This window comes from Desmonostoc muscorum LEGE 12446 (assembly GCF_015207005.2).
Classification (GTDB): Bacteria; Cyanobacteriota; Cyanobacteriia; order Cyanobacteriales; family Nostocaceae; genus Nostoc; species Nostoc muscorum.
Genome location: NZ_JADEXS020000001.1, coordinates 5,417,185 through 5,440,484, shown reverse-complemented (window position 1 = coordinate 5,440,484; position 23,300 = coordinate 5,417,185). Strand labels below are relative to the sequence as shown.

General features: G+C 39.2%; 25 protein-coding genes and 2 pseudogenes. 15 read left to right on the top strand and 12 right to left on the bottom strand.

Going from position 1 to position 23,300, the window contains the following annotated elements; genetic code table 11:
* Window positions 1–61 precede the first annotated feature (61 nt).
* Window positions 62–1,045 (top strand): polysaccharide deacetylase family protein, encoded by a 984-nt coding sequence (locus IQ276_RS23175; protein ID WP_193921359.1) that lies wholly within the window; start codon window positions 62–64, stop codon window positions 1,043–1,045.
* Between the two features lie 12 nt (window positions 1,046–1,057).
* On the opposite strand, the gene IQ276_RS23170 is transcribed toward IQ276_RS23175, so the two are convergent.
* A complete protein-coding gene (locus IQ276_RS23170) occupies window positions 1,058–1,462 on the bottom strand; it encodes a response regulator (protein WP_190884157.1) in 405 nt (134 codons plus the stop codon).
* A gap of 258 nt (window positions 1,463–1,720) precedes the next feature.
* Between IQ276_RS23170 and IQ276_RS23165 the strand changes: the two genes are divergently transcribed.
* The 4 genes from IQ276_RS23165 (at window position 1,721) to IQ276_RS23150 (ending at window position 7,141) form a co-directional block, all read left to right on the top strand.
* Window positions 1,721–4,210 (top strand): dynamin family protein, encoded by a 2,490-nt coding sequence (locus IQ276_RS23165; RefSeq protein ID WP_235115895.1) that lies wholly within the window; start codon window positions 1,721–1,723, stop codon window positions 4,208–4,210.
* Window positions 4,211–5,043: 833 nt separating this feature from the next.
* Window positions 5,044–6,069: a S66 peptidase family protein gene (locus IQ276_RS23160; protein WP_193921966.1), complete on the top strand. Its 1,026-nt coding sequence runs from the start codon at window positions 5,044–5,046 to the stop codon at window positions 6,067–6,069.
* A gap of 67 nt (window positions 6,070–6,136) precedes the next feature.
* Window positions 6,137–6,415, top strand: coding sequence for a hypothetical protein (locus IQ276_RS23155; protein WP_193921967.1), 279 nt, complete (start codon window positions 6,137–6,139; stop codon window positions 6,413–6,415).
* A 96-nt stretch (window positions 6,416–6,511) separates the two neighbouring features.
* Window positions 6,512–7,141 carry a restriction endonuclease subunit R gene (locus IQ276_RS23150; protein WP_193921968.1) on the top strand — a complete coding sequence of 210 codons (630 nt, stop codon included), beginning with the start codon at window positions 6,512–6,514 and terminating at the stop codon, window positions 7,139–7,141.
* A 52-nt stretch (window positions 7,142–7,193) separates the two neighbouring features.
* Here IQ276_RS23150 and IQ276_RS23145 read toward each other — a convergent pair whose 3' ends face one another.
* Window positions 7,194–8,081, bottom strand: coding sequence for a UTP--glucose-1-phosphate uridylyltransferase (locus IQ276_RS23145; RefSeq protein WP_193921969.1), 888 nt, complete (start codon window positions 8,079–8,081; stop codon window positions 7,194–7,196).
* Window positions 8,082–8,157: 76 nt separating this feature from the next.
* Complete coding sequence (gene hemW / locus IQ276_RS23140; protein WP_193921970.1) at window positions 8,158–9,327, bottom strand: radical SAM family heme chaperone HemW; 1,170 nt, start codon at window positions 9,325–9,327, stop codon at window positions 8,158–8,160.
* Between the two features lie 251 nt (window positions 9,328–9,578).
* Between hemW and IQ276_RS23135 the strand changes: the two genes are divergently transcribed.
* On the top strand, window positions 9,579–10,655 hold the full coding sequence (locus tag IQ276_RS23135; protein ID WP_073642373.1) for a PIN/TRAM domain-containing protein: 1,077 nt from the start codon (window positions 9,579–9,581) through the stop codon (window positions 10,653–10,655).
* A gap of 757 nt (window positions 10,656–11,412) precedes the next feature.
* Window positions 11,413–11,889, top strand: coding sequence for a hypothetical protein (locus tag IQ276_RS23130; protein ID WP_193918214.1), 477 nt, complete (start codon window positions 11,413–11,415; stop codon window positions 11,887–11,889).
* A gap of 95 nt (window positions 11,890–11,984) precedes the next feature.
* Here the strand turns inward: IQ276_RS23130 and IQ276_RS23125 are convergent, their stop codons facing one another.
* The 4 genes from IQ276_RS23125 to gloA2 form a co-directional block, all read right to left on the bottom strand.
* On the bottom strand, window positions 11,985–14,402 hold the full coding sequence (locus IQ276_RS23125; protein WP_228043148.1) for a hypothetical protein: 2,418 nt from the start codon (window positions 14,400–14,402) through the stop codon (window positions 11,985–11,987).
* Window positions 14,403–14,407: 5 nt separating this feature from the next.
* A complete protein-coding gene (locus IQ276_RS23120) occupies window positions 14,408–14,806 on the bottom strand; it encodes a hypothetical protein (RefSeq protein WP_228043147.1) in 399 nt (132 codons plus the stop codon).
* Between the two features lie 510 nt (window positions 14,807–15,316).
* Window positions 15,317–15,778 carry a GNAT family N-acetyltransferase gene (locus IQ276_RS23115; protein ID WP_193918212.1) on the bottom strand — a complete coding sequence of 154 codons (462 nt, stop codon included), beginning with the start codon at window positions 15,776–15,778 and terminating at the stop codon, window positions 15,317–15,319.
* Window positions 15,768–16,154 carry an SMU1112c/YaeR family gloxylase I-like metalloprotein gene (gene gloA2, locus IQ276_RS23110; protein ID WP_193918210.1) on the bottom strand — a complete coding sequence of 129 codons (387 nt, stop codon included), beginning with the start codon at window positions 16,152–16,154 and terminating at the stop codon, window positions 15,768–15,770. Before gloA2 ends, IQ276_RS23115 begins: the two co-directional genes overlap by 11 nt.
* On the opposite strand from gloA2, the gene IQ276_RS23105 reads away from it, so the two are divergent.
* From IQ276_RS23105 to IQ276_RS23075, 8 genes and pseudogenes are all read left to right on the top strand, one after another.
* Window positions 16,153–16,320, top strand: a complete 168-nt coding sequence (locus tag IQ276_RS23105; RefSeq protein ID WP_193918209.1) for a hypothetical protein — start codon at window positions 16,153–16,155, stop codon at window positions 16,318–16,320. The two genes, gloA2 and IQ276_RS23105, sit on opposite strands and share 2 nt — an antisense overlap.
* Window positions 16,272–16,400 (top strand): annotated as a pseudogene (locus IQ276_RS40995) (hypothetical protein); the annotation flags it as partial. The gene IQ276_RS23105 and the pseudogene IQ276_RS40995, both read left to right, overlap by 49 nt.
* Window positions 16,397–16,639, top strand: a complete 243-nt coding sequence (locus IQ276_RS23100) for a DUF433 domain-containing protein (RefSeq protein ID WP_193918207.1) — start codon at window positions 16,397–16,399, stop codon at window positions 16,637–16,639. The pseudogene IQ276_RS40995 and the gene IQ276_RS23100, both read left to right, overlap by 4 nt.
* Entirely contained in the window at window positions 16,623–16,997 is a 375-nt protein-coding gene (locus IQ276_RS23095; RefSeq protein WP_193918205.1) for a DUF5615 family PIN-like protein, read from the top strand. Before IQ276_RS23100 ends, IQ276_RS23095 begins: the two co-directional genes overlap by 17 nt.
* Window positions 16,998–17,531: 534 nt before the next feature.
* Window positions 17,532–17,696: a hypothetical protein gene (locus IQ276_RS23090; protein WP_193918203.1), complete on the top strand. Its 165-nt coding sequence runs from the start codon at window positions 17,532–17,534 to the stop codon at window positions 17,694–17,696.
* Window positions 17,697–17,752: 56 nt separating this feature from the next.
* Window positions 17,753–18,061: a helix-turn-helix transcriptional regulator gene (locus tag IQ276_RS23085; protein WP_193918201.1), complete on the top strand. Its 309-nt coding sequence runs from the start codon at window positions 17,753–17,755 to the stop codon at window positions 18,059–18,061.
* A gap of 124 nt (window positions 18,062–18,185) precedes the next feature.
* The gene (locus tag IQ276_RS23080) at window positions 18,186–18,968 is read left to right on the top strand and encodes a reverse transcriptase family protein (protein WP_228043146.1); all 783 of its coding nucleotides are present in this window, start codon (window positions 18,186–18,188) and stop codon (window positions 18,966–18,968) included.
* Complete coding sequence (locus IQ276_RS23075) at window positions 18,965–19,723, top strand: hypothetical protein (protein WP_193918197.1); 759 nt, start codon at window positions 18,965–18,967, stop codon at window positions 19,721–19,723. Before IQ276_RS23080 ends, IQ276_RS23075 begins: the two co-directional genes overlap by 4 nt.
* A 28-nt stretch (window positions 19,724–19,751) precedes the next feature.
* Here IQ276_RS23075 and IQ276_RS23070 read toward each other — a convergent pair.
* The 5 genes and pseudogenes from IQ276_RS23070 to IQ276_RS23050 form a co-directional block, all read right to left on the bottom strand.
* Window positions 19,752–19,979: pseudogene (locus tag IQ276_RS23070) on the bottom strand (hypothetical protein); the annotation flags it as partial.
* 1 nt (window position 19,980) lies between these two features.
* Complete coding sequence (locus tag IQ276_RS23065) at window positions 19,981–20,382, bottom strand: type II toxin-antitoxin system VapC family toxin (RefSeq protein WP_193918195.1); 402 nt, start codon at window positions 20,380–20,382, stop codon at window positions 19,981–19,983.
* Window positions 20,373–20,573, bottom strand: a complete 201-nt coding sequence (locus tag IQ276_RS23060) for a hypothetical protein (protein WP_193918193.1) — start codon at window positions 20,571–20,573, stop codon at window positions 20,373–20,375. The genes IQ276_RS23065 and IQ276_RS23060 overlap by 10 nt, the downstream gene beginning before the upstream one ends.
* 182 nt (window positions 20,574–20,755) lie before the next feature.
* Window positions 20,756–22,036 carry a vWA domain-containing protein gene (locus IQ276_RS23055; RefSeq protein WP_193918191.1) on the bottom strand — a complete coding sequence of 427 codons (1,281 nt, stop codon included), beginning with the start codon at window positions 22,034–22,036 and terminating at the stop codon, window positions 20,756–20,758.
* Window positions 22,033–23,289 (bottom strand): vWA domain-containing protein, encoded by a 1,257-nt coding sequence (locus tag IQ276_RS23050; RefSeq protein ID WP_235115894.1) that lies wholly within the window; start codon window positions 23,287–23,289, stop codon window positions 22,033–22,035. Before IQ276_RS23050 ends, IQ276_RS23055 begins: the two co-directional genes overlap by 4 nt.
* Between the last annotated feature and the right edge of the window lie 11 nt (window positions 23,290–23,300).

The following is a 23,300-nucleotide window of genomic DNA, read 5'->3' as shown; positions in this document are numbered from 1 at the left end:
AAAAAACGCTGATTTTAAAGTCACTCTTTATTTTAAAATCGTCAAAATATTAGAATTAATAATGAAAACCAAGCCAAAAGCAAATAAACCAATAGCCAGTCTGTCTTTAGACTTAGATAATATTTGGTCTTATCTGAAAAATCAAGGCGCTCCGGGTTGGGAGAGTTTCCCTTCTTACTTGGATATTGCAGTACCCCGTTTTCTAGAAATTCTCCAGCAATGGAATTTGACAATCACAGTATTCATTGTCGGTCAAGATGCAGCCCTGGAAAAGAATCACAAAGCAATACAAGCGATCGCCAACGCCGGTCATGAAATTGGCAATCATTCATTCCATCACGATCCCTGGCTACATCTGTATTCCGAGAATGAAATTGAAGAAGAGGTAGCGCTGGCCGAAGAACATATCAAGCGCGTCACTTATCAACATCCTGTAGGCTTCCGGGGGCCTGGATACAGTTTTTCCCCAGCGGTGTTGAAAGTCTTAGCGCGACGCGGGTACGAATATGATGCTTCAACTTTTCCGACAATTTTGGGGCCAATAGCACGAGCTTATTATTTGATGACGTGTAAACTGAGCAAAGAAGAACGCAAAAAACGGGAAGCTTTGTTTGGCAGTTTCAAAGACGGTTTGCAGCCTCTAAAACCTTACCAGTGGAACATGGGTAAGGATAAACTGACTGAAATTCCTGTTACCACCATGCCAATTTTTAAGGTGCCAATTCACTTCAGCTACATCATGTATCTGACTAAATTTTCTAGCGATTTAGCATTATTTTACTTAAGAATTGCCTTGTGGCTGTGTAAACTTACACGCACCCAACCTTCTTTGCTACTCCATCCTACAGATTTTTTAAGTCAAGAAGATGTGCCAGAGTTATCATTTTTTCCTGGGATGAATGTCCCCACCTACAAAAAACTGGCAGTGGTGAATAAAAGTTTAGAACTTATATCTACTCAGTTCAATGTTTTGACTGTTGGACAACACGCCAACTCCGTGGCTGGTGTTCGGAAACTACCTGTACTAGTACCTCATAAAAGGTAAAAATACGATCTATTACCAATTACAAGAAGCAAACAAATTAGCGACAATCTCAACTAGTTCTTCTGGAAAAACTGGTTTAGATACATGAGTGTGAAAGCCAGCTTCCAAAGCGCGAATACGACTCTCGCGATCGCCATAGGCAGTTAAGGCAATAGCTAGGACTTGTCCACCCATATCTGGCGTGAGCGCACGTATTTTTCGGATTAAAGTGTAGCCATCTTCGTCAGGCATACCTATATCAGAAATTAAGATATCAGGTTGCAATTGGGGTAACACTTCCAGTGCTGCCGCGGCTGATGGAACTGCTACGATGGTGGCTCCATCTGCTTCCAACACTGTAGTCAGAAAAAAGCGAATATCATCATCATCCTCAACTACGAGAATATTTAAGCTATCAAGAGCCAGAGAAGGTTGCATAACAAATGACATTTGAATTTTGTCTAACAACAATGCTGACGTAAAATATAGAATGCTTAAAAATTTTGTTTGACTCTAGCTGGAGGTGAAATAATGTTATGGCTAACAAGAGCTTTCAACTATTTTTTATTAGTCATTGATTAGTGCTTTAGGTAATATCTAGCAATTCAACAGCATCACATTTATCAGGAATTTTACTGAACCATTAAGACAGTAAATATAACTAATATATACATAAATATTATTAGGATGCTGAATATGTCAGATTTACCGCTTCAGTGCAAAAATTTGAAACAACAAGTGGAGTCTATATTACAACTTTTACAGCAAGAACCAACCCTACGTTCTCAAGATATTACATTTGTACAAACTTCTTTAAATAAGGCGATTTCTCCCAAGTTTGAGATTGTGTTTGCAGGTGCATTTAGTGCCGGAAAATCAATGCTCATCAATGCACTCTTGGAGAGAGAATTACTCTATAGTGCAGAGGGACATGCTACAGGTACAGAATGCAAAATCGAATATGCAGAATTAGATAAAGAACGCGTTGTTTTAACATTTTTAAGTGAAGCGGAAATTCGGGAACAAGCAGTTTTTTTGTGTCAGCAACTAGGATTTAAGACAGTAGCTAATATCAACCAAGCTGATGTAATTAACTTGCTGCGTCAAGGTTGTGAAGCTATTGTTCAGCAGGAAGGTGGTGAAAGTAAATCAGAACGTGGAAAACAAGCCAAGGCGTTAATCTTGTTGTTAGAAGGATATATGGCAAACCGCGATCGCATCAACACTGTTAATAATGCTACATATTCAATGGAGCAATTTAACTTTTCTAACCTCAAGGAAGCTGCTGGATATGCGCGTCGTGGTAGTAATAGCGCGGTATTGAAGCGGATAGAATATTACTGCAACCATCCTTTGCTACAAGATGGAAATGTAATTATCGATACGCCGGGCATCGATGCGCCAGTGGAGAAAGATGCACAGCTAACTTATGCGAAAATTCAACATCCCGACACTTCGGCGGTGGTATGTGTGCTAAAACCTGCTTCTGCTGGTGACATGACAAAAGAAGAAACACAACTTTTGGAATTAATGCGGGAAAATGGAGGAGTACGCGATCGCGTTTTCTATATCTTCAACCGAATTGATGAGACTTGGTACAATACTCAGCTACGGCAACGATTGGATGATTTAATTAATGGGCAGTTTCGGGATACAAGTAGGGTTTATAAAACTAGTGGATTACTAGGATTTTATGGCAGTCAGATTAAGCAAACAAGTCCAAAGGATAGATTTGGTTTAGATTCTTGTTTTGCGGAAAGCGTCAAAAGTTTAGATGGTAAAGAAGAAACACCACAATTTGTCTATGCATTTAACAACTATTGTGTAAATTCTGGAAAGCTATCTTCCACAAAATTTCGTGTCTCTGTTAACGGTTTTGAAACGCCCAATCACAATTATGTACGGATTCTGGGAGATTGGGGAAATGAACTCATAGAACAACTAATTGAAGATAGTGGAATTGAGGAATTTCGCACAGCCATTACTCGCTATTTGACTGAAGAAAAACGTCTCCAATTATTTAAGAATCTTGCTAATGATCTGGGAGATGTTTGTATCAAAATGAAAAAACATTACCAGAGTCTGCAACGAAATTTAGATAGTCAGCCACAAGAAATTGAAACGATGAAGGCGCAAGAATTACAACGCCTGAATCAGCAACTCCAGCAAATTGGTAAAGACTATAATCAGCATATCACAGAAGAAGTTAACCTAATAATTACTAGTTCTTGTGATGTTTTTGAAGCTGATTTTAAGCAATTACAATCACGGATGATTCGTCGTCTAGATGAGTTACTAGATACTTTTTCCGTAGCTTATGCTTATCGACGTGCAACAATCAGTCACCCTCGCAATGCTACTGCACCTTTACTGGCGATTTTAGTCGAGGCATTTTATTACTTAGCAAATCAATTAGAAGATATTTTAATCGAATCTTCTCAGCAAATAGTTGCAAACTTTTTCCAGCGGTTGCTTGAAAAAATTCGTAAATCAGAATATTATCGCCAATTGTATCGTTTATTAGATAATGATGGCGGCATTGAACAAGAGATTAGAAATTTAGAAAAACTAGTGACTCAAGCAGTAGTGAGTGCAGCTAGCGTAGAGTGCGATCGCTTTGTGCGAGAAAGTCCCAGATTTTATGACGAAGGCACTTTTTCTATATATCAATTTCGCCAGACTTTATTACAAACTTCCCAAACTTACGACGCCGAAAGTATCGTTGAAGCAGAACCAGCAATTAGGCAATTATTGAAATTAGATTTTGAACCAAAAGTTTCCCAAACTATTCGCAAATCTTTCCGCCAAACCATCAACCAAATCCTGAAAACTCAGTTATTACCAATGGCGGAGCAACAAGCAGATGACATTTTGCAGCAGTACCCACAGGCGCGTGCTTATTTAGAGAAAACACTCGAACAAGAAGCTGAAACCAAAATTGCGGCTAACCGACGATTATTGAATGTTCTGGAAGAAAACATTGAAACATATAATTCGGCCGCTTCTAGTATCAATCTTTGTTTACAGGCAATGCAATTATCTGACCATTTTTTGCCTGTCATTGGTGATGTGGAATTTATGTACTTTCACCCTGATTTATTAGATACTGATGGCAGATTTGCCACTAATGGATTTGCGATTTCAGATGGGTTAGTTGATGGATTACAAGATGTTTCCCATGAATAATATCAGCTTCGCTTGACTACTTATTAAAACCCAATAACCCCAAAGAACCAAAGCTATGCTTTGTCTCCCCTCCCCTTAGTAAGGGGAGGGGTTGGGGGTGGGGTGTAATGACTGTGGGAATCATAACTAATTATCCGAAGTTCATATAAATTAGAAAAAACTCAAAATTAGTCAACAAAAACTTACATATAGCAATGCTATTTGGTTTGTGAAAATCAAAAGGTTTAGATTCCCGACTTATTTAAGAAGTCGGGAATCTTTTTGTTGACTAATGATTTATACCATTTCACTTTAAAGTTGATACAGATACCTCAGTAGGGGCGCACAGCTGTGGATAGGTGTCAACTTAACGTGAAACCCTTGTGAAGACGTGATATTGAGTTAATTCACTTACGGTTACTCACCGCGTCACCCCACCCTAACCCTCCCCGTATGTATTGGGGAGGGAACTAGATTCTTTTTTCCCCCTTTTCCAAGGGGGGATTAAGGGGGGGTAAAGCGTATGTGGGACAAGCGTTTCAGCTTAAGTTGACACCAATGACAGCTGTGCGCCCCTACGTTAAATCTATATGTCAATGCGGTTCAGTTAAGGCTAAAAGTCTTTGTCAAAGTCAATTTTTTTAACGAACCGCAAAGGACGCAAAGGACGCAAAGAGAAGGAAGAAATGCTTAACTGAACCGTATTGATCTATATGTATCAAGATTTTCGTGAAATGGTATTACGCTTGCTATAAGTACTCTGTACAAAACTGGACACTAGGGATTAGAGACTAGCAACTAAAAAAGAATTTTCCTAACCCAATACCCAGTACCCAATCCCCAGTCCCCAACTTATGACTATCAAGCGCCGGCAATTTCTCACAACCTCTGGACTCGCTACCTTAGCCACCCAGATACCACTGCTTACGGCTCAAGGTAAGCTATCCCTAAACACCGTCATCAAGCCACCACGTCTACAAATCGGCGATACCGTGGGATTAATCGCTCCTGCGAGTATCGTTGACGCCCAAGACATCGAAGCAGCACAGAAATCAATTTCACAATTAGGCTTAAAAGTCAAGCTAGGGAAGCATATTTTAGATCGTTATGGTTATTTAGCAGGTAGGGATGGCGATCGCGCCAATGATGTAAACTCGATGTTTAGCGATCGCTCCATCAAAGCAATAATTGCCATGCGTGGTGGTTGGGGCTGTAATCGCATTTTACCCCTACTAAACTATTCATTAATTCGCTCCCACCCCAAAATCCTCATCGGGTACAGCGATATTACTACTTTATTATTGGCAATTAATGCCCGTAGTCAGGTGATTACTTTTCACGGCCCAGTTGCCACATCTACCTGGAATCAGTTTACAGTCGATTACTTCAAGCGCATCGTATTTAATGGTGAAACCCTCACCATACAAAATTCCAACAATAACGAAGTGCGAGTGGAAATCATAGCACCGGGAAAAGCTAGGGGTAAACTTATCGGTGGAAACCTATCAGTATTGTCAGCGATGGTAGGTTCACCTTATCTACCTTCCTGGAACAAAAGTATCTTATTTGTAGAAGAAATTGGCGAGGATGTTTACCGTGTAGATAGGATGTTAACCCAGTTAAAAACTGCTGGCATACTTAACCAAATTGCTGGCTTTGTCTTTGGGCAATGCACTAATTGTAAACCTGGGGATGAACCATCATTTACCTTAATTCAAGTATTGCAAGACCATATACTTCCTTTAGGAATTCCTGCTTGGTACGGTTCAATGATTGGTCATATTAAAGATAAATTTACCTTGCCTATTGGTGTAGAAGTAGAAATAGATGCCAATGTTGGAAGAATACGAATGTTAGAATCGGCTGTCAATTTTGAATAAGACAGAGACGAAATAAGTTTATACTAAAATAGAGTTGAGAGTTAACGATTGGGAAAGAAACTATAAAATGAAGATTAGAGGAATTAAGCGCGGCCAAACCATTGAGCTATTAGAGCAAATTAATAGCATTCCTGATGGAGCAGAAATGGTAGTTGATTTAGAACTCTTTTCTAATGAACGTTTAGAAAAAGAGCCACAGCTATTAGATGAAGCTAGACTAGCAAAACTCAATCAATTATTTGGTATTTGGAAATACCAACCAGAATTAACAGAAATTTTCACCGAAATTGACCAGCAGCGTCATTGTCACAACAGGGCGATCGCACTACACCCCAATTATGATTGATCGCTTGATTATATGTTCTGTTATCAGGGGTAAGCAGTTCGGTTTTTGATTTTGGATAATCATAATTTATTTATTGTACTTGACACCCCAAAACCTATGACGCAAACAATTCAAGCAAAGGATATCGACTTACGTTACTTAATCGACAATTTCGGGATTCAGTTAGTTTTAGATGACTCATTCTTTTGTGAATGGCAAGAAGATTTACCAGAAATTACTAATTTAGATAAGCAACTTTTAGACAAAATAAAAACTGGCTATATCAATCTTCTTAATTACCCGCCTTTACTAGAAGATGTTGTCAGAATGGCAATTGTAGATCCATTACTTTTTATTGGGGATTTTTATCTAGCTCCTTTTTATGTAAAATCAGAAGAATCTATAGATATTGCTGTGCCAGATGAAGATATAATCATCAGAGGTAGAATAGACACCTTAGTTTTAAAAGAGCAATTCTGGGTGATGATTATTGAGTCTAAAAGAGCTTCATTTTCAATTGAAGAAGGACTCGCACAAATTCTAGCTTATATGTTGGGAAATCCATATTCCTCTAAACCAAATTTTGGTATGATTGCCACGGGAAGCGAGTTCATTTTCGTCAAATTAGCGCCAGGAAATCTACCGCGTTATGCTTTATCAAAGGGTTTTTTGATACGAAATCCGGGAAATGAATTGTACGACGTGCTACGCATCCTGAAACGCCTAACTCAGTTGGTGAGTGCTTAAATTTTATAAGAAGAACTCAGAATTCAGAATTCAGGATTCAGTATGAATTCTGTTATACACTTATAAAATCAATCATCGTTTGGCGATAGGCATCTGGCAAACCTGTATCGAAACACTTACCTTTAACAACATATCCTGTCATTCCTTCTTCTTGGCGCAATCTTTCCAGACAAGATGTTAACTGAAATTCGCCTCGTTCTCGGAAATTTTGGTTAATGTGTTCTGCGAGAAAGTCAAAAATTTTCGGCGTTAGTAAATACAAGCCAAATATACCTAGAAACTCATTTTCTGCCATTGCTTCGACACGCAAATGCTTTTGTGCATATTCAATGGTGGGTTTTTCATATAATTGTGTAACTTTGAGAACCGAGTTTAACTCTTGCCAAACACCTGTTACACACCCTGCTTTATGAATAATTTCTACTGGCATTGCTGTTAAGCTAACAACACTTTGATTAACTTGTTTATAAACATCTAAAACTTGACTAGCACAAGATTTATCAGAATTAGATGCATAAATGTGGTCACCCAGCATTAACAAAAAAGGCTCATTTTGTACCCAATCCTTAGCACAAAATACCGCATGTCCGTAGCCTAATTGCTCCTCTTGCAATAAGATAGTAATTTTACTACCTAAATCTTGTAAATATTGGTTATATTCTTGATTTTGCGGTGAAAATTTTTGTAAAAGTTCTTTTTTGGGCGGTTTCTTTAATAAATTTTCAAATATTTCTTTGTCGTCTGGCTGCACCACTATTCCCACTTCTGTAATTCCAGCACTAATTGCCTCTTCAATAATTGCTAGAATCACAGGTTTTGCCCTACCATCTCGATCGATAATCGGGAAAAGTTCTTTTTTAACAACTTTCGTAGCCGGAAACAAACGAGTGCCAAAACCAGCTACCGGAATCACAGCTTTTTTAACTTGAGCTTTTTGCATAAATAATTAGTCTGTTTTAGGGGAATGGGGAGATGGGGGAGAATAACTCTAAACTCCTCACTTAGCACTCACTTTCTTACCCCAACTTTTCAAATAACTCTGCCAAAACCACATTAGAAAACAAAAACCCTTGGGGATCTGTCAAACGCAACCTTCCTTCTGCAACTTCCACCCAACCTTTATCAAAATACGATCGCAAATATCTACAAATTTCCTCTACCTTCTTTTCCCCAAAGGCTTCCAGGTTCACACCCTCCGCTAAACGCAACCCCAACATTAAAGTCTCTAACAATACTTCTTTTGGGGGAGTCACTTCACAATCAATCACAGCCCCAGCTTGCACCCATTGGTAATATTCCTTAGTCTTACGCGGACGAGTGAAGCGTTTTCCTTGAAGATAACTCGCCGCACCCATGCCAAAACCATAATAAGGGCGATTTTCCCAATACACTCGATTATGCCGACACTGATGACCAGGCTGAGCATAATTAGAAATTTCATAATGCTCATAACCTGCATCAGTCAAAATCTGCTGCGCCATTTGGTACATTTTGACTGTGGTTTCATCCGTCGGCAAAGGACTGTCACCAGGTTTGTAGTAACGACCGAAGGCTGTACCTGCTTCAATGGTAAGATCGTAAATAGATATGTGAATCGGTAAAAGCGCCAGTGCTTTGTTTAAAGAATCGTGCCATTGATCCAAAGACTGATGCGGCAACCCAGAAATTAAGTCTAAGCTAAATTCGGGAATCTCGACTTGGTGGATTAGTTCCACAGCTGCAAAAATATCATCGACCGAGTGCGATCGCCCCGCAACTTGCAATAATTCTTCACTAAAGGCTTGTACACCCAAACTGACGCGGTTGACGCCTGCACCACGATAACCTGCTAAATGTTCCAAATCAAAGGTAGCTGGGTCCATTTCCATTGAAATTTCTACCCCAGAAGCAATACCAAAACGCCCCTCTAGCTCTGTCAGTATACGCTGTAACTGCCCTGTTGATAGCAGCGAAGGAGTACCACCACCGAAGAAAATTGTCTTTAGGGGTTGACCAAATGCCGGGGTGATGGCAATTTCTTGACATAGCACCTCAACATATTGGGAGATAGTACCAGATGTTTCGCCCCGCAAGCGATCGCCGACAACAGACACCGGAAAATCACAATAAAAACACCGCCGTCTGCAAAACGGAATATGTACATAAGCAGAACTCGCAATTCCAGAAACACCAAATTGTTGACTCATTTTGAGAAAGAATTAAGTTAGCCCAAGCACAAATTAGAAATCATGAAAATGAGTAGTTTCTTTACAAGTTTTTATCGTTTTACAACGAAACAATGAAAAATATGAAGATAAAACGCTTTGGTTATAATAATTGCAGATATTGTTTGCCTAAACCCTTAGTGTAAGTCAATATTGATTAGTTTATACTTACCGATGAAATAAAAAATACTTAACTTTATCGGTTAACACAGTTGCAGGAAAACAAGACAACCATGCTTGACGCCATTATCATTTTTTCATTCATTCTGGCAGCGTCGGGAATAGGGTTCTACAGCTTAGAACTACTACCCAATGGCACCTTAGATAAGGTGACAAATATCGAAGCTTTACGCTTAGTTTTTGCCGTCTTTGCCGCCATTATTGGTGGTGCGATCGGGCTGAGTTTCCAGACGACATATCGTCGCCTAGAGGCACAAGTCAAAGAAATGCCTGTAGAAGCGATCTTAACTCGTGCGATCGGCTTAGTGATTGGGCTACTGCTAGCGAACCTCATGCTAGCACCGTTATTTTTGTTACCCATCCCCGCAGATTTTGGATTTATTAAGCCACTGGTGGCAGTTGTCGGTAGTATTATCCTTGCCGTCACTGGTATGAATTTGGCAGATACCCACGGACGAGGCTTGTTGCGGTTCATTAATCCCAACACCGTGGAATCGATGGTTGTAGAAGGGACGTTAAAACCAGCCAATACCAAAGTTTTAGATACTAGCTGCATTATCGATGGTCGCATTGAAGCCCTACTAGAAACCGGATTTCTGGAAGGACAAATTCTCGTACCGCAGTTTGTCTTGCAAGAACTCCAACAAGTAGCCGATGCTAGCAAAGATCAAAAGCGGGTGCGGGGAAGGCGGGGACTAGAAATTCTCAACCGCATCAAAGAAACTTACCCCGATCGCATCCTGATTAACCCAGTTGACTACGACGATATTCCCACAGTTGATGCTAAATTAGTCCGCTTTGCCCAAGAAATCAGCGGTACACTGCTAACCAACGACTACAACTTGTCTAAAGTTGCCAGCGTCCAAAAAGTACCTGTTTTGAATGTCAATGATTTAGTAAATGCCGTCCGTCCCAGTTATTTACCTGGTGACAACCTGGATTTGAAAATTCTCAAAGAAGGCAAAGAACCCAGCCAAGGGATTGGTTACCTAGATGACGGCACAATGGTAGTCGTTGAAGAAGGTAGCAGTTACGTGGGTGGTGAACTGCGGGTAGTAGTCACCAGTGCTTTACAAACCACAGCAGGACGCATGATTTTTGCCAAACCCCAAGCCTCAGCATTGGCGTGAGCGAAATGTTCGGTGCAATTACAATTAAATTGTGCGTAACGCAGCGATCGGTGCAGTTTGACTGCACCGATTATTTATTAATTAGACTCATAAATTCGGAAATTAATAGACCTCTTGCAAAAGTCCCCTAACACCCCACCCCCAGCCCCTCCCCGCAAGCGGGGAGGGGAGACTTTGACGCAAGTCAAAGGCGGGGTGGGGTTCTTTTTTTTGATTTATGCAAGAAGTCTAATGTTTTTATGTCTTTTAAATTTCAATATAATCATTGAAATTTAATAATAATATCGCAGATAATTGTTAGAGATTGAGAGTTATTTACTTATTTTTCAAATCCAGTTTTTACAGCAGATTTCAAGAAGCGTGAAGTACACCATCTAAGCCTCAAAGCTATGCAGAGAAACTATTCTATAGCAATCCAGGTTAGGTATTCTAGGTACTGTAGGGTGCCTTAGGATGAAATCCATAACGCACCATTCCAAGCTTCTGGTGCGTAATATCATGTCCCCCTAATCACTTATCAAAAAAATTCTCCGCGTCTTTGCGTCCCCGCGTAAGAGCGTCAGCCTAAATGATAAGTCTTCAAACGGACATGATATTGCGCTCTGCTAACACACCTGAGATTTTTTCAGAAATCAAATATGATGCCTATAATTCTGAATTCTGACTCCTGAATTCTGACTCCTGAATTCTGCTGTAGAACTTGCATAAACCACATCCAGCAAAAACATCAAGTCCTCAAAACAAAGGATTTCCTAAGATGAATTTACTTTCCCAATATGCTGGTGTTATTTTGAGAGCTAGTCTCTGTCTCACGAGTTTTATTAGCTTTGGTACTTTTAAATTTACTCCAGCATTAGCACAAAGCGTAACAACAATACCAGCAATACCTACGTTCACAGTACAACAAGGGGGATTCTCAGGTGTAATAACATATATTACTCCTAGTGCTTATGTCACCTCTATTGCTGCCGAAAAAGTTTCTCCAGAAGGAGCGTATTTAGCAGGAATTGACGGCAACGGTACATACATAGTTACAGGATCTATATATATCGATCCGATTACTCATGTCTCAATCCCAAGCATAACGCTCTTTGCCGGCCCAACACTACCACTCCCAACAATAGAAACGAGAGGTGGTATTAGGGCAGCTGTTGCTGATAAATTAAGGTACGGGAACCTGACACTCGATGAATATACAGCAATTCTAAAAGCTGCTACTCCCGGTTTATTTTAATACGGCGTCCAAGTAAAAGTCTTTTGAGTTTTAACTTAGTTTCCTCCTCCTCTTCGGTAAGCCAATTTACTCAGGCACACTTAGATGTGACCTTTTTAAAATCGCCTACCTCCTTCAAAACGAACTTCAAAGCTATCTCCACTCATCCCAAGGCGAGATTCCCAAAAAGTACCACTATCAGAAGAACCATGCTTGATTAATAACCCATAGGATAAATCATTAGTCCGACTTTTTACACCTCGACTAATATCTCTAAAATTTTGCAGATAACCCCCAAAAGACCAATTTTGATTTATCCTTTGAATGCCTTCTAAAGTGTAAAAAAAATTATCACTGAATTCTACAAAAGCGTTGAACTCTAAACCTGTACTTAGTAACAATGTACCTTGTAAAAATCCTGCTGGAGTCAAATGGCCTTTATTTTCAAGAAATATAAGTGCTGGAGCCAAAGAATAGTTTAAATTCTGATCTTGATGAGAAAAAAAGTAGCTCAAATTAAGGTAACCAGGATTTTGAGAATTTGTTGCACTATTCCAATAAAAACGTAAAGCTGGAATGTGGGTAGTAATTGCTTGAATTTTTCCATCAGCATCAACTTTCGCATGGGTATTTATATAACTTAATCCGCCATTAGCATAAATACCCAGTGTTGGTTCAGAAAGTCCCAAATTATTATTTGGAATATTAAATACAGAGTCTCCATTCAAGTTAAACCAAATACCTGAATTCACACTGTAATTCCAGTCACCTGAAGAACCTGCCCATAAAAATTCTAGTGTGGGTAAAGATAGATATCCATTAAAAGCCTGCAATTGAGTAATAATTTCACCAAATTGACTTAATTCAATATGGTCAAAAGCAAGACCAAACGAACGAATATTTATTGGCACCTGTGTCATATCCGCTGAACTCCAGTTTTGCACAAACTTCTTACCATTAGAATTAATTAAACTTACTTGTGCAGCTGACGAACGGTTGTTGGGACGAATAGATGTTTGCTCTAAGGGAACAGGTACACCAATAAATGTCAAAGGACCGAAATTATTATTGGAAAGGTCTGCTTTAGAAATGAAGGTTTTACTACTTTGTCTCCAAGTGCGATTTCCATCTATAAACTGAACTGCTCGCTGATGATTTCCGGTGCGAATTTGTAAGATACTAGAATTATTGGGTGTAATTTTACTTGGGAAAGTCAATGTTCCAGAAACCTGTTCTAAGCCACTAGTGCGATTACCCAATAAGAGTGTTCTATTGAGTAATTGGTTAATTTTTCTGATTTCCTCTGGTGTTGCTTTTGTATTTAAAGAAGCAAAATCATCTTGTTGAAAAAATCGCTTTTTAGCTTCCTGCAAACTTTGTTCTAGCTGCGGAGGACGGATTACCTCAAAAATTCCTCCCATCAGCATTCCTAGTGTAGTATTAGCAGTTTGTAACTCATCTATTTCTCGTTTATTGACTGACAAAGATACGGAAATACCAGGATTGCTAAAAACATTAGTATAAGTTGCCTTAATTTTTACAGGGTCGTATTCTAATAGAGTTCGATTATGAGAACGACTAAAGTAAAGTCTCTGCCAGTGATAATTTTCTTGTTTATTACTCAGTCTAATATTAGTTGCTCTTTCACCTAAAGGAACCCAATATAAAGAATTTAGATAATACAAATTACGTTGTCTTTGACTAATAAAAGGATTTATCAATAAATTTAGCATATCCCAATTATCAAACTTGCCTTCTTGACCAATTTTGATACCTGGTAGAGATGTCATTTGAGGTTGAAATCGAGTTTTTTCACCTGTTAAAGGATTACCCCAATAAAACCCTATTTTTTCTAGAATTTCTTTGGGAATGATTGTGCCTGTAGTGATATTTTCCGCTTCTAATAATGGTTGTAAATTACTGGTAGGAAAAGATTGTAAAATTAAGGGGGCATTGTCTGCATCTAAAAATTCAAATAAAGAACCACCACCTTTAGGATTGTAGGTTGAAGCAGTACCAAGCTTGGAAATCTGAGGAATACTTGCAATTAGAGAATTGCTATCCCCACTATTGATAATAACTTCAGGTGTGGGAGAACCCGGTGGATTGATAACCTCCCCCGCAATGGATTGAATAGAGAATTGGTTGTTGTCAATTTCTCCTGTTAATTCTTTAAATGATTGAGGAATAGGCAAAACTGCTTGCATCCCCCAAAGTTTCTGAGTTAACCTAATCGATTCTCTACTTTCAATTTCTGTTGATTGCCCTTGGTACAAAATTCCACTTTGCCATCCTTTAGTTTCGACGACAATGCGATTACCAGGTAGTAACCAATACAATTGCTCTTGACGAGGAAAATGGGCAAAGGTAAAACGATTAACTATTGGTTCATCTCTAGCAGATTTAACAATAAAATCAGTATAATTTTCACCTTGGAGAGGATTAAATTTTGAAGGTGAAAAGGTAAGGTTATCCGTAGGATTAATTATCCAAGGATATTTATTAGCACTATTAGTTAAGGAATGGAATATCAATAATTCTAGAGTTTTTTTTTTAAAATCGGATTACGATTTTGCTCATTTGGAATAATTGGATCTATGCTGTTATTCTCCTCAGGAGTAGACTCTGGTATTTGGAACGGGTTGATTAGTTCTGGTAAACTTGGATTAGGATTAGGGAAAATGTTAGCTGGTATTTGAGTAGATACTTGTGCAATAACTATATTTTTAAATCTGTTTTTTGCAGATTTTATTGAATCCGATATAAATGCTGTTTTTCTATTTGATCCAGGGAAATTAAAATAATTTATTAAGCCTATAGTCAGATAGTTTTTTGCTTCTACTTTATTGGATATTAGATTATTTATTGATACTATTATATTTAATATAGCTAGATTAATATATCGGTTAACAGCAATTATTTTACAGAATAAGAGCATTTTAATGAGGTTTGATACAAGTAGTCAAAATAATCTAAATATGCTCAATAAAACAATAACTCCGAACCTGAATCATATAATTATTATCCATAGTATTACCTTATATTTAAATATAGTTCAGTGAAGCATTTCTTTCTTCTCTTCCTTTTCTTACTTTGCGTCCTTTGCGGTACCCTGCAAGCACGTTAAAAAAATTGACTTTAACAAAGAGTTTTAGCCTTAAATGAACTGTATTGGCTTATATTTTTTGCTTGAGACTACGCTTGTAAGTTTGTTGTTGAGAACAATAAAAAAGTCAGCAGATAGCTAACTTATTAATGCCTAAATAGTAATTTTTATTATGGGTGATTAACTTAGAAATGACAATATTAATTAACTAATTTTTTAGACAAAATTACATAACTTATGTCTGAAAAATTAGTTCTTATCAAACTAACATAAATATTTTTGCAGTAGAGAAGACAACACAAATAAGGACTTTTACAAGAAGTCTACTTTATTAGTCCAAATTTACAGATATTTTTCCATTACATAGTTTTGAAACCAAACTCCCCGCCGTTCTACTTGCTGTTCTCTGACTATGCTAAATCCCTGATTTTGAAAAAATGGTTTTGCAGTAATACTTGCTTCTGTATATAGTCGATTAATTCCTTGTAATTTAGCAGTATTTTCTAGATGATTTAAAAGTTTTGAACCAATACCTTTTCTTTGGTATTTGCTATGACAATAAAAACAATCAATATGACCATCTGCTTCCAATTCTCCAAACCCAACTATCTCACCATTATCTTCAGCAATGTAGGGAAGCTTGGTTTGTAATCTTTTGTGCCAAGCTTCATAATCCATATTTTTTGGTGCCCAAGCATCGACTTGTTCTTGAGTGTAATCGCAAATATTGATTTCATGAATTGTGTCGTAAAACAATTTCAGGATTGCTTCGGTATCAGATAATTTATATTCTCTAATTTTCATAAATCTCTAATGGCAAATTATCTGGGTCTTTAAAAAAAGTAAATTTCTTCCCTGTAAGTTCGTCAATTCTAATATTTTCTGTTTCGACACCTTGCAATTTTAAGTAATCAACAGTTTGCTCGATATCATCAACTTTAAAAGCCAAATGCCTTAAACCACAAGCCTCAGGACTACTAAATCTTTGTGGAGGATTGGGGAAAGAGAATAACTCTATTTGAGCATTTTCTCCAACTTGTAAATCTAATTTATAAGATTTTCTCTCGGTACGAAAAGTCTCTGCAATTATTGAAAAACCTAAAGTTTCGACATAAAATTTTTTTGAGCGATCGTAGTCAGAACAAATAATAGCTATATGATGAATGCCAGTAGTTTTCATGTGTACTTCTCAAGCTACCAATTATTTACCTGTAGCACTTTTAGCAGAGTTTTGCTACTTTTTGCAAGACAAAGACTTTAGCAAAGTGCTAATCTTGAAAATGCAAACCTTGATGCCACCAGCCTTAAAGACGCTGACCTACATAGAGCAATATTTATCACTGTAGATCAGATCATAACTGCTATATTTTGGCATAAAGCAATATACAACGATGATTTTCGTAAGGAGCTAGGGTTACTTCCATGAAATTAGATCGCATCACCAGTAATCCCAATCGCATGAATGGACAGCCCTCTATTCGTAATCTTCGCCTTACCGTTCGTCGGGTAATTGAGTTATTAGCTACCTACCGCGATCGAGAAGAACTGCGCCAGGAGTTTCCTGAATTAGAAGATGAAGATATTCAGCAAGCCTTAATTTTTGCATCGTCCTATTTGAGCGATCGCATCATCGAACTACCTAACCGCTATGAAACTGTTGCTTGATCAGGGATTACCACTCTCTGCGGCAGCATTGCTACGTGATGCAGGTATCGACACCATCCATTTAGGTGAAATTGGCATGTCTGAAGCTGAAGATGCAGAAATCATCCAGAGAGCTAGAGAAGAAAGACGTGTTGTTGCTACACTCGATGCAGATTTTCATACATTATTGGCGCTTGATGAAGCAACTACTCCTTCAGTCATTCGCATTCGTATTGAAAGGTTACGTTCTCAAGCATTAGCGAATCTGTTGCTGACGGTAATCGCTGAGTGTGAAGAGGATTTAGAGCAAGGAGCAGCCGTTACGGTTGAGCCAAGCCGTATTCGTATCCGTCGTTTACCGTTGTTGCCTGATGTCTAACCTTTCGCACATTTAACTAAAATTCATATTCAATCAGCAAAAAGGCATATTGTTTTCTGAAAACTTCATATTCAATAAGCAAAAAGGCTTATTGCTTACTCAAAAAGGTAATTTCACAAACAAAAGTTGGCTGTCAGCGAACTTTTGTTTGTGAAAGCGAACTTAGTTCAAAAAGTTATGCTATATTAGTTTTAGTCGGGTAAAGGATGATATTTGCCACTCACTGGATCGCTTTTGTGATCTGAGGAAGATGGGAAACCACCTTCTACTGTGTTTGTTAGCAACTTATTTGTAGTAAAACTATTTAAAAGTATTTCAGCCATCGCACTACAAGCGAAAGCCTAAAACGTGTCAAAGCTCGAAACTACTACTACCGTATAAGTGCTATATCACCAAGCACGCAGGCGCAGCCAAGGCAACCTGCTGCGCTATGTATAGGGGGAGTTTAAACTGCCGTTCTCCGGTTTGTTTGAGGCAACACTCATTCGCAATAAGTGAATGAGTGCAACCAAACCACTAGTTAAGGAGTTCTTTATGAACAACCAAGACCCCGACAAACGGCAGGAGCAGTCAAAAAAGCGTAAGTATAAGCAGTACCTGAAATGGCTCTGCAAACCTCAAACGCTCCGTCTGTTATTTCAAGCTGGCCCAGTCATTTTCCATATTGTGAAGTGGCTGGTCGAGTTGTTGCAAGACTAAGCTGCTAACTCTTCTATACAAACTCCTTTCCAGCCTTCTCAGTAAGGAGGTTAAATATGCTCAATGAAGCTCTAAGGTTGATAAGGGTATTCCACGATTTAGCGCAAAAAGAATTGGCGGAAAAGCTAGGAATATCCAAGTCTTATCTTTCGGAACTCGAATCCGGTAAAAAGGTTCCCACGCTTGACTTACTCAATCGTTATTCAGAGGTTTTCGATATACCTGTATCCTCGATTATGTTCTTCTCGGAAACCTTAAATAAAGATGTAAGAACGGAAAAGTTGAGAACATTCGTATCCTCTAAAATTCTTGCAATTCTCAATTTTATTGCTGAAAAGTCTGGTCATTCTTATGCAGAGGAGTAGATGGAAACAGTACACACTAGACCAGTCACCTTTTTACTGCTTGAAATCTAAAGAAAGACTTGCAAAGCTACTGTATATAAGTCAAAGAAAGCTCGAAGTGCTTGCCCACTCCGAGGATTTATACATGGAGAAAGATAGATTCAATCCGAAAAAGGGAAAAACTTTTCATGTGGAAGAGCCAAGGCTCCCATTAAAGCGAGTTCAAAAGCGAATTGAAGAGATTTTGAAACGAGTCAAAATGCCGAATTACATACACGCTCCAGGAAAGGGACGTTCTTATATAAGTAATGCTAGAGCGCATATAAATGTTGCTGTAGTAAGAAGCCTTGACATAAAACAATACTTTCCCTCTTCACAATCATGGCGTGTTTACTCGTTCTTCTACAAGCAGATGCGATGCTCTTCAGATGTTGCTGGTATCTTAACAAGACTCTGTACGTTTAAAAAACATCTGCCGACTGGAAGTCCATCGAGTCCTGTCCTTTCCTATTTTGCTCATATAAATATGTGGGAGGCAATAAATGAACTGGTAGAGGGCGCAGGATGTACTCTAACTGTGTACATGGACGATGTTACGATTTCAGGTTCATCTGTACCAGGTGAATTGATTTGGCAAATTAAGAACGAGTTTTATCGTTGTGGACTGCGTGATAGCAGGAAAAAAGAAAAGCATTATGTAGGCAATAAGCCACGTGAAATAACAGGAGTCATTGTTAAAGATGGTGAGCTAAAGCTCCCTAATTCACAACATAAAAAAATGCATGATTGCCGCCAAGCAATTCAGTTAGAAACCGATCCTGCCAAACTAGCACATTTGATGCAGTCATTGAAGGGCTTAAAATCACAAGCACAACAGATCAGGAAAGCGAATGAGATTCATGTAGATAATGGATGTAATGATCTATGACTGAAAAACAATTGCTACCAGAAGCAGCGTTATACTGTCGTAGCTGCGATGGTACGCTTCATCCTCTAAATAGTAGCGAAAAACATTTACCTATTTTAATCAGAGAAAAATTTTCTAGTGAGCCTTGTTATGTTCCTGAAGGTGCAGCCGTGAGTAAGCAGAATGTCTTCTATAGTGTTAGTAATATTCTTAAACGAACACAAGATGATAGAACTATAGAGGCTCTTCGTAAATGGGAAGATACAGTCGGTATGAGAGAGGCCAAGCGTATTCGGGATGAAGCAATCGGGGTTGGAAATGCTGTTCATTCGTATCTTCACTCTTACTTTACAGATGGTAAAGTAAAAGCAGTTAGCAACTCTTATAAAAATTACATTGACGCTCTACATAAATTACTACCAAATTTCGGTGCCTGTCTTTATTCAGAACAGTATATTGTGAGCTTCAAGTATCAATATTTTGGAAAATTTGATCAGATAAGTTTATATCGAGATAGCTTGACTCTTAGTGATTTGAAAATATCTCTAAAACCTAAGCTTTCTCGGAATTGGATTCAAGACAAAATTCTTCAATTGGCTGCTTATTACATTCCAATTGAAGCACTATATCATGTTGAACAAGCTGCTTTGATTTATTTAATCGGCGACGGTTCCTGTAATGAATTCCTTTTCACTCCACAGGAGATGGAGTTTTATAAAGATCTGTGGCTTGAGAGATTAAATCAAATTAATGAGACAGTTAGTGTACCTGCTTAATAACCCAATAGAGCAGCTAGATCAAATACTATTCCTGTAAAATCGTCTTTGACACAATTCTAGTTTTCTTCAGGTCTGCTTCCGAAAGTTGTTCCCCAGCTTGCAGGCGAGTGGCAGAACTTTGCAACACTGTCGCCGCACCTTTATCTCCGATTTGTAAGGCGGTTTTGGCAGCTGTTTGTAGCATTGTAGCTGCACCAGTGCGATCGCCCTCTTGGAATTTCGCCTCAGCTAACTGGGTTTGGCGATACTTTGCTTTACTTGAGGTCGGGAATTACCTGAATCAGTCCAGTCTGGAAGGCTTTGTCGTAGGTGATTACAGGTAAACTTTCGAGTTCAGCCTGAGCCATGATCATGCGATCAAAGGGATCTCGGTGGGCGATCGGTAAGCCTCCTGCTCTGAGCGCATGGGCTGTGGTGATGACAAGTTCGATAAATTTAGCCTGATGCAATATCTGTGAATATTGCTCAACAAGTTGTTTGGCTTCGGGTAGTTTACCGATCCGGTATTTAGTGGCAATTTCCCAAGCAGAAGCACTGCTGACAATAATGCGATGATCTGGGTTGCGAATGATGTCTCGGCAGTCAGTGTGGAGTTTTGGGTCGTCAAAGAGCCACCACAGCAGAATATGGGTGTCGATGAGGTAGCTCATTCCCATTGCTGGAGTTCCTCTTCTGGCAGTGGTTCAAAGAAAGCATCGCCGAGTTGTCCTTTCAATAAACCAGGGGTGCGGGGTTGTGTATGTTCTTGACTTAAACCTAGCCGAAAGTAGTGAATTAGGTCATAAAGTTCTGCTAGTTTGTCTTCAGGGATGTCTTGCAATTCTTGGACAATCTTCTGGATCAGCATAAGTCAAACAATTTTGGATTTTAGATTTTAGATTTTAGATTGACCCCATAACTTAAAGTCAGGGGCTTGTCATTTAATTTTAGATTTTGGATTTTAGATTTTAGATTTGTTTCACGTAGCTTGTTTCTCGCTTTGCGCCTTGGTGCGAAACTTTTATACCGTTAATCAGTAATGCTGGATTACTATTCCTGTAAAATCGTTTTTGATGCAATTCTAGTTTTCTTCAAATCTGCTTCCGAAAGTTGTTCCCCAGCTTGCAGGCGAGTGGCAGAACTTTGCAACACTGTCGCTGCACCTTTATCTCCTATTTGTAAAGCAGTTTTGGCGGCTGTTTGCAGCATTGTCGCTGCACCAGTACGATCGCCCTCTTGCAATTTCGCTTCTGCTAACTGAGTTTGGCGATACTTCGCTAATGCTAAAATAGATTGCTGCACCTGAGGATTAGATGCTGGTTGATATGCCCTAACCACATCTGCATACACCGGCACAATGGGCGAAAGTGAGCCTTGTTGGTTAACCAAGGGGTCATCATAGCGGATTTGCAGATGCCCAATTACCTGTTTTCCTTCTGGCAATTGTCCCAAATAAATATTAGCCAAAATTACCCGTTCTACATCCTGCATCAAATCTCCCAAGCGTACAGCAAAGCTGCCATCAGCTTCTGGTTGCATTATTAACTCAATTGTGTCTGGGGAAACTTGGGCAATGGGTTTAAATTCTGCTAGTCTGACATTTGGTACTAAAGATAATAACAAGTAAGCATTGGTTAGCCCCACAGATTGAATCCGCCCAAACAAACGGCTAAACTGTTCCACAGCTTGTTCAGGACGCTCAATATAAGCTAAAGTACCACCACCAACATCGGCAATTTTTTCTAATAAATCCTGATTCCAGCTATTACCAAATCCCAGAGTGTTGATAGTTAAGTTCAGCTTGGCAGCCTTTTGTGCGAGTTCCAAACAGCGCTTGTTGTCATCTGGGCCAATATCCCACTTCCAAATTCGCAAACTGCTTTCACCGTGGCCATCCGTCAGCAGAAAGGCTTGGGAAACAGCGCCTCTTGTGCCCTTCATCAGTTCTGTAATTCCCAATTCCAAACCCTGAGCAATTACTGTACCGCCGCTAGCAGCCAGTTTCTTTTTAATTTGAGATTTGATACTTTCGGGGTCTTCGATCGCTTGATTAGGAATAATGACTTCCGCAGAACCCGCAAAAGCCACAACTGAAATGCGATCGCCAATTTTCAACCGATCGATTAATCCTTCCACTGCTTGAATCACCGTTTTAATTGGTTGTCCGTGCATGGAACCACTTTTATCTAGAATCAAGCAGAGGTTAAGGGGGAGATTTTGGTCAAACTCACCAGCGATTGCCGAAATTGTCATTGCCAATTGACGTTGGCTACTAGTTTGAGCCACATCAACATTATTGTCATTTAGCGCCGAGAGCAATTTAACTTTCATTGGGGAGGGGTATCTTGCAAGACTGTTTTGGAGACAATTCTGGTTTTCTTGCGATCGCTTTCAGATAAATCTCCACCAGATTGTAGCTGGGTGGCAGAAGTTTGCAACACTGTCGCTGCACCAGTATCTCCCATTTGCAACGCTGTTTTGGCAGCAGTTTGTAGCATTGTGGCGGCACCAGTGCGATCGCCTTGTTGCAATTTCGTCTCGGCTAACTGAGTTTGGCGATATTTCGCTAATGCCAAAATAGATTGTTGCACCTGGGGATTGGGGTTTGGTTGGTAATTTCCCATTACGTTGGCGTAAATTGCCAGATTTTGGGTAAATAAACCAATTTCGTTGGCGGCTGGGTCATCGTAGCGGACTTGCACATTAGCGATCGCTTGTTTCCCTGAAGGTAATTGTCCCAAATAAATATTAGCCAAAATCACCCGTTCTGCGTCTTTCATTAAATCTCCCAAGCGCACAGAAAAACGTCCATCGGGTTCTTGTTGGAGTGGTAACTCAATGGTGTCCGGAGAAACTTGGGCGACGGGTTTGAGTTCTGCTAGCCGGACATTGGGCATGAGAGAGAATATCAGATAAGCATTAGTCAAGGCTACTGCTTGAACGCGGCTGAACAAACGGCCAAATTCATCAACTGCTTGTTCAGGTTTTTGAATATAAGATAAAGTGCCTAAGCCAGCATCAGCAATTTTTTCTAAAACATCTTGGTTCCAATTGTCACCAAATCCCAAAGTATTCAAAGTCAAATTATAGCTGGCAGCCAATTGAGCAAATTTCAAACACCGATTATTATCACCATGTTCATTTTCGCCGTCGGTTAATAAAAAGGCTTGGGAAACAGTATCTTTTTTTCCCTTGGCTAATTCTTCAATCCCCAAACGCAATCCTTCATCAATGGAAGTTCCACCATCAGCAGCTAGACGGTTAATTTGCTGTTTAATTTTTTCTGGATCTTCGATCGCTTGACTGGGTACTATGACTTTAGCACGGTGATTAAAAACTACAACACTGAGGCGATCGCCAGGATTTAATCTATCCACCAGACGATTTGCCGCTTTTTTCACCGTTTCTAGCGGTCGCCCATTCATCGAACCGCTATGATCGAGAACTAAGCATAAATTCAGTGGCACATTGCGATCTTGATCTTCGGCGATGGCCGAAACCGAAATTCCCAACTGACGTTGACTATTCAGTTGATTGGCGTCCAAATTACTATCATTTAAGACAGGCTGTAAGTTAACCCTCATAACCCCAAGTT

Bases quoted from the DNA above. Each gene is read 5' to 3' on its own strand.
- IQ276_RS23175 (WP_193921359.1), top strand. From the start codon at position 62: ATGAAAACCAAGCCAAAAGCAAATAAACCAATAGCCAGTCTGTCTTTA.
- IQ276_RS23170 (WP_190884157.1), bottom strand. From the start codon at position 1,462: ATGCAACCTTCTCTGGCTCTTGATAGCTTAAATATTCTCGTAGTTGAG.
- IQ276_RS23165 (WP_235115895.1), top strand. From the start codon at position 1,721: ATGTCAGATTTACCGCTTCAGTGCAAAAATTTGAAACAACAAGTGGAG.
- IQ276_RS23160 (WP_193921966.1), top strand. From the start codon at position 5,044: ATGACTATCAAGCGCCGGCAATTTCTCACAACCTCTGGACTCGCTACC.
- IQ276_RS23155 (WP_193921967.1), top strand. From the start codon at position 6,137: ATGAAGATTAGAGGAATTAAGCGCGGCCAAACCATTGAGCTATTAGAG.
- IQ276_RS23150 (WP_193921968.1), top strand. From the start codon at position 6,512: ATGACGCAAACAATTCAAGCAAAGGATATCGACTTACGTTACTTAATC.
- IQ276_RS23145 (WP_193921969.1), bottom strand. From the start codon at position 8,081: ATGCAAAAAGCTCAAGTTAAAAAAGCTGTGATTCCGGTAGCTGGTTTT.
- hemW (WP_193921970.1), bottom strand. From the start codon at position 9,327: ATGAGTCAACAATTTGGTGTTTCTGGAATTGCGAGTTCTGCTTATGTA.
- IQ276_RS23135 (WP_073642373.1), top strand. From the start codon at position 9,579: ATGCTTGACGCCATTATCATTTTTTCATTCATTCTGGCAGCGTCGGGA.
- IQ276_RS23130 (WP_193918214.1), top strand. From the start codon at position 11,413: ATGAATTTACTTTCCCAATATGCTGGTGTTATTTTGAGAGCTAGTCTC.
- IQ276_RS23120 (WP_228043147.1), bottom strand. From the start codon at position 14,806: ATGCTCTTATTCTGTAAAATAATTGCTGTTAACCGATATATTAATCTA.
- IQ276_RS23115 (WP_193918212.1), bottom strand. From the start codon at position 15,778: ATGAAAATTAGAGAATATAAATTATCTGATACCGAAGCAATCCTGAAA.
- IQ276_RS23105 (WP_193918209.1), top strand. From the start codon at position 16,153: ATGTGTACTTCTCAAGCTACCAATTATTTACCTGTAGCACTTTTAGCA.
- gloA2 (WP_193918210.1), bottom strand. From the start codon at position 16,154: ATGAAAACTACTGGCATTCATCATATAGCTATTATTTGTTCTGACTAC.
- IQ276_RS23100 (WP_193918207.1), top strand. From the start codon at position 16,397: ATGAAATTAGATCGCATCACCAGTAATCCCAATCGCATGAATGGACAG.
- IQ276_RS23095 (WP_193918205.1), top strand. From the start codon at position 16,623: ATGAAACTGTTGCTTGATCAGGGATTACCACTCTCTGCGGCAGCATTG.
- IQ276_RS23090 (WP_193918203.1), top strand. From the start codon at position 17,532: ATGAACAACCAAGACCCCGACAAACGGCAGGAGCAGTCAAAAAAGCGT.
- IQ276_RS23085 (WP_193918201.1), top strand. From the start codon at position 17,753: ATGCTCAATGAAGCTCTAAGGTTGATAAGGGTATTCCACGATTTAGCG.
- IQ276_RS23080 (WP_228043146.1), top strand. From the start codon at position 18,186: ATGGAGAAAGATAGATTCAATCCGAAAAAGGGAAAAACTTTTCATGTG.
- IQ276_RS23075 (WP_193918197.1), top strand. From the start codon at position 18,965: ATGACTGAAAAACAATTGCTACCAGAAGCAGCGTTATACTGTCGTAGC.
- IQ276_RS23065 (WP_193918195.1), bottom strand. From the start codon at position 20,382: ATGGGAATGAGCTACCTCATCGACACCCATATTCTGCTGTGGTGGCTC.
- IQ276_RS23060 (WP_193918193.1), bottom strand. From the start codon at position 20,573: ATGCTGATCCAGAAGATTGTCCAAGAATTGCAAGACATCCCTGAAGAC.
- IQ276_RS23055 (WP_193918191.1), bottom strand. From the start codon at position 22,036: ATGAAAGTTAAATTGCTCTCGGCGCTAAATGACAATAATGTTGATGTG.
- IQ276_RS23050 (WP_235115894.1), bottom strand. From the start codon at position 23,289: ATGAGGGTTAACTTACAGCCTGTCTTAAATGATAGTAATTTGGACGCC.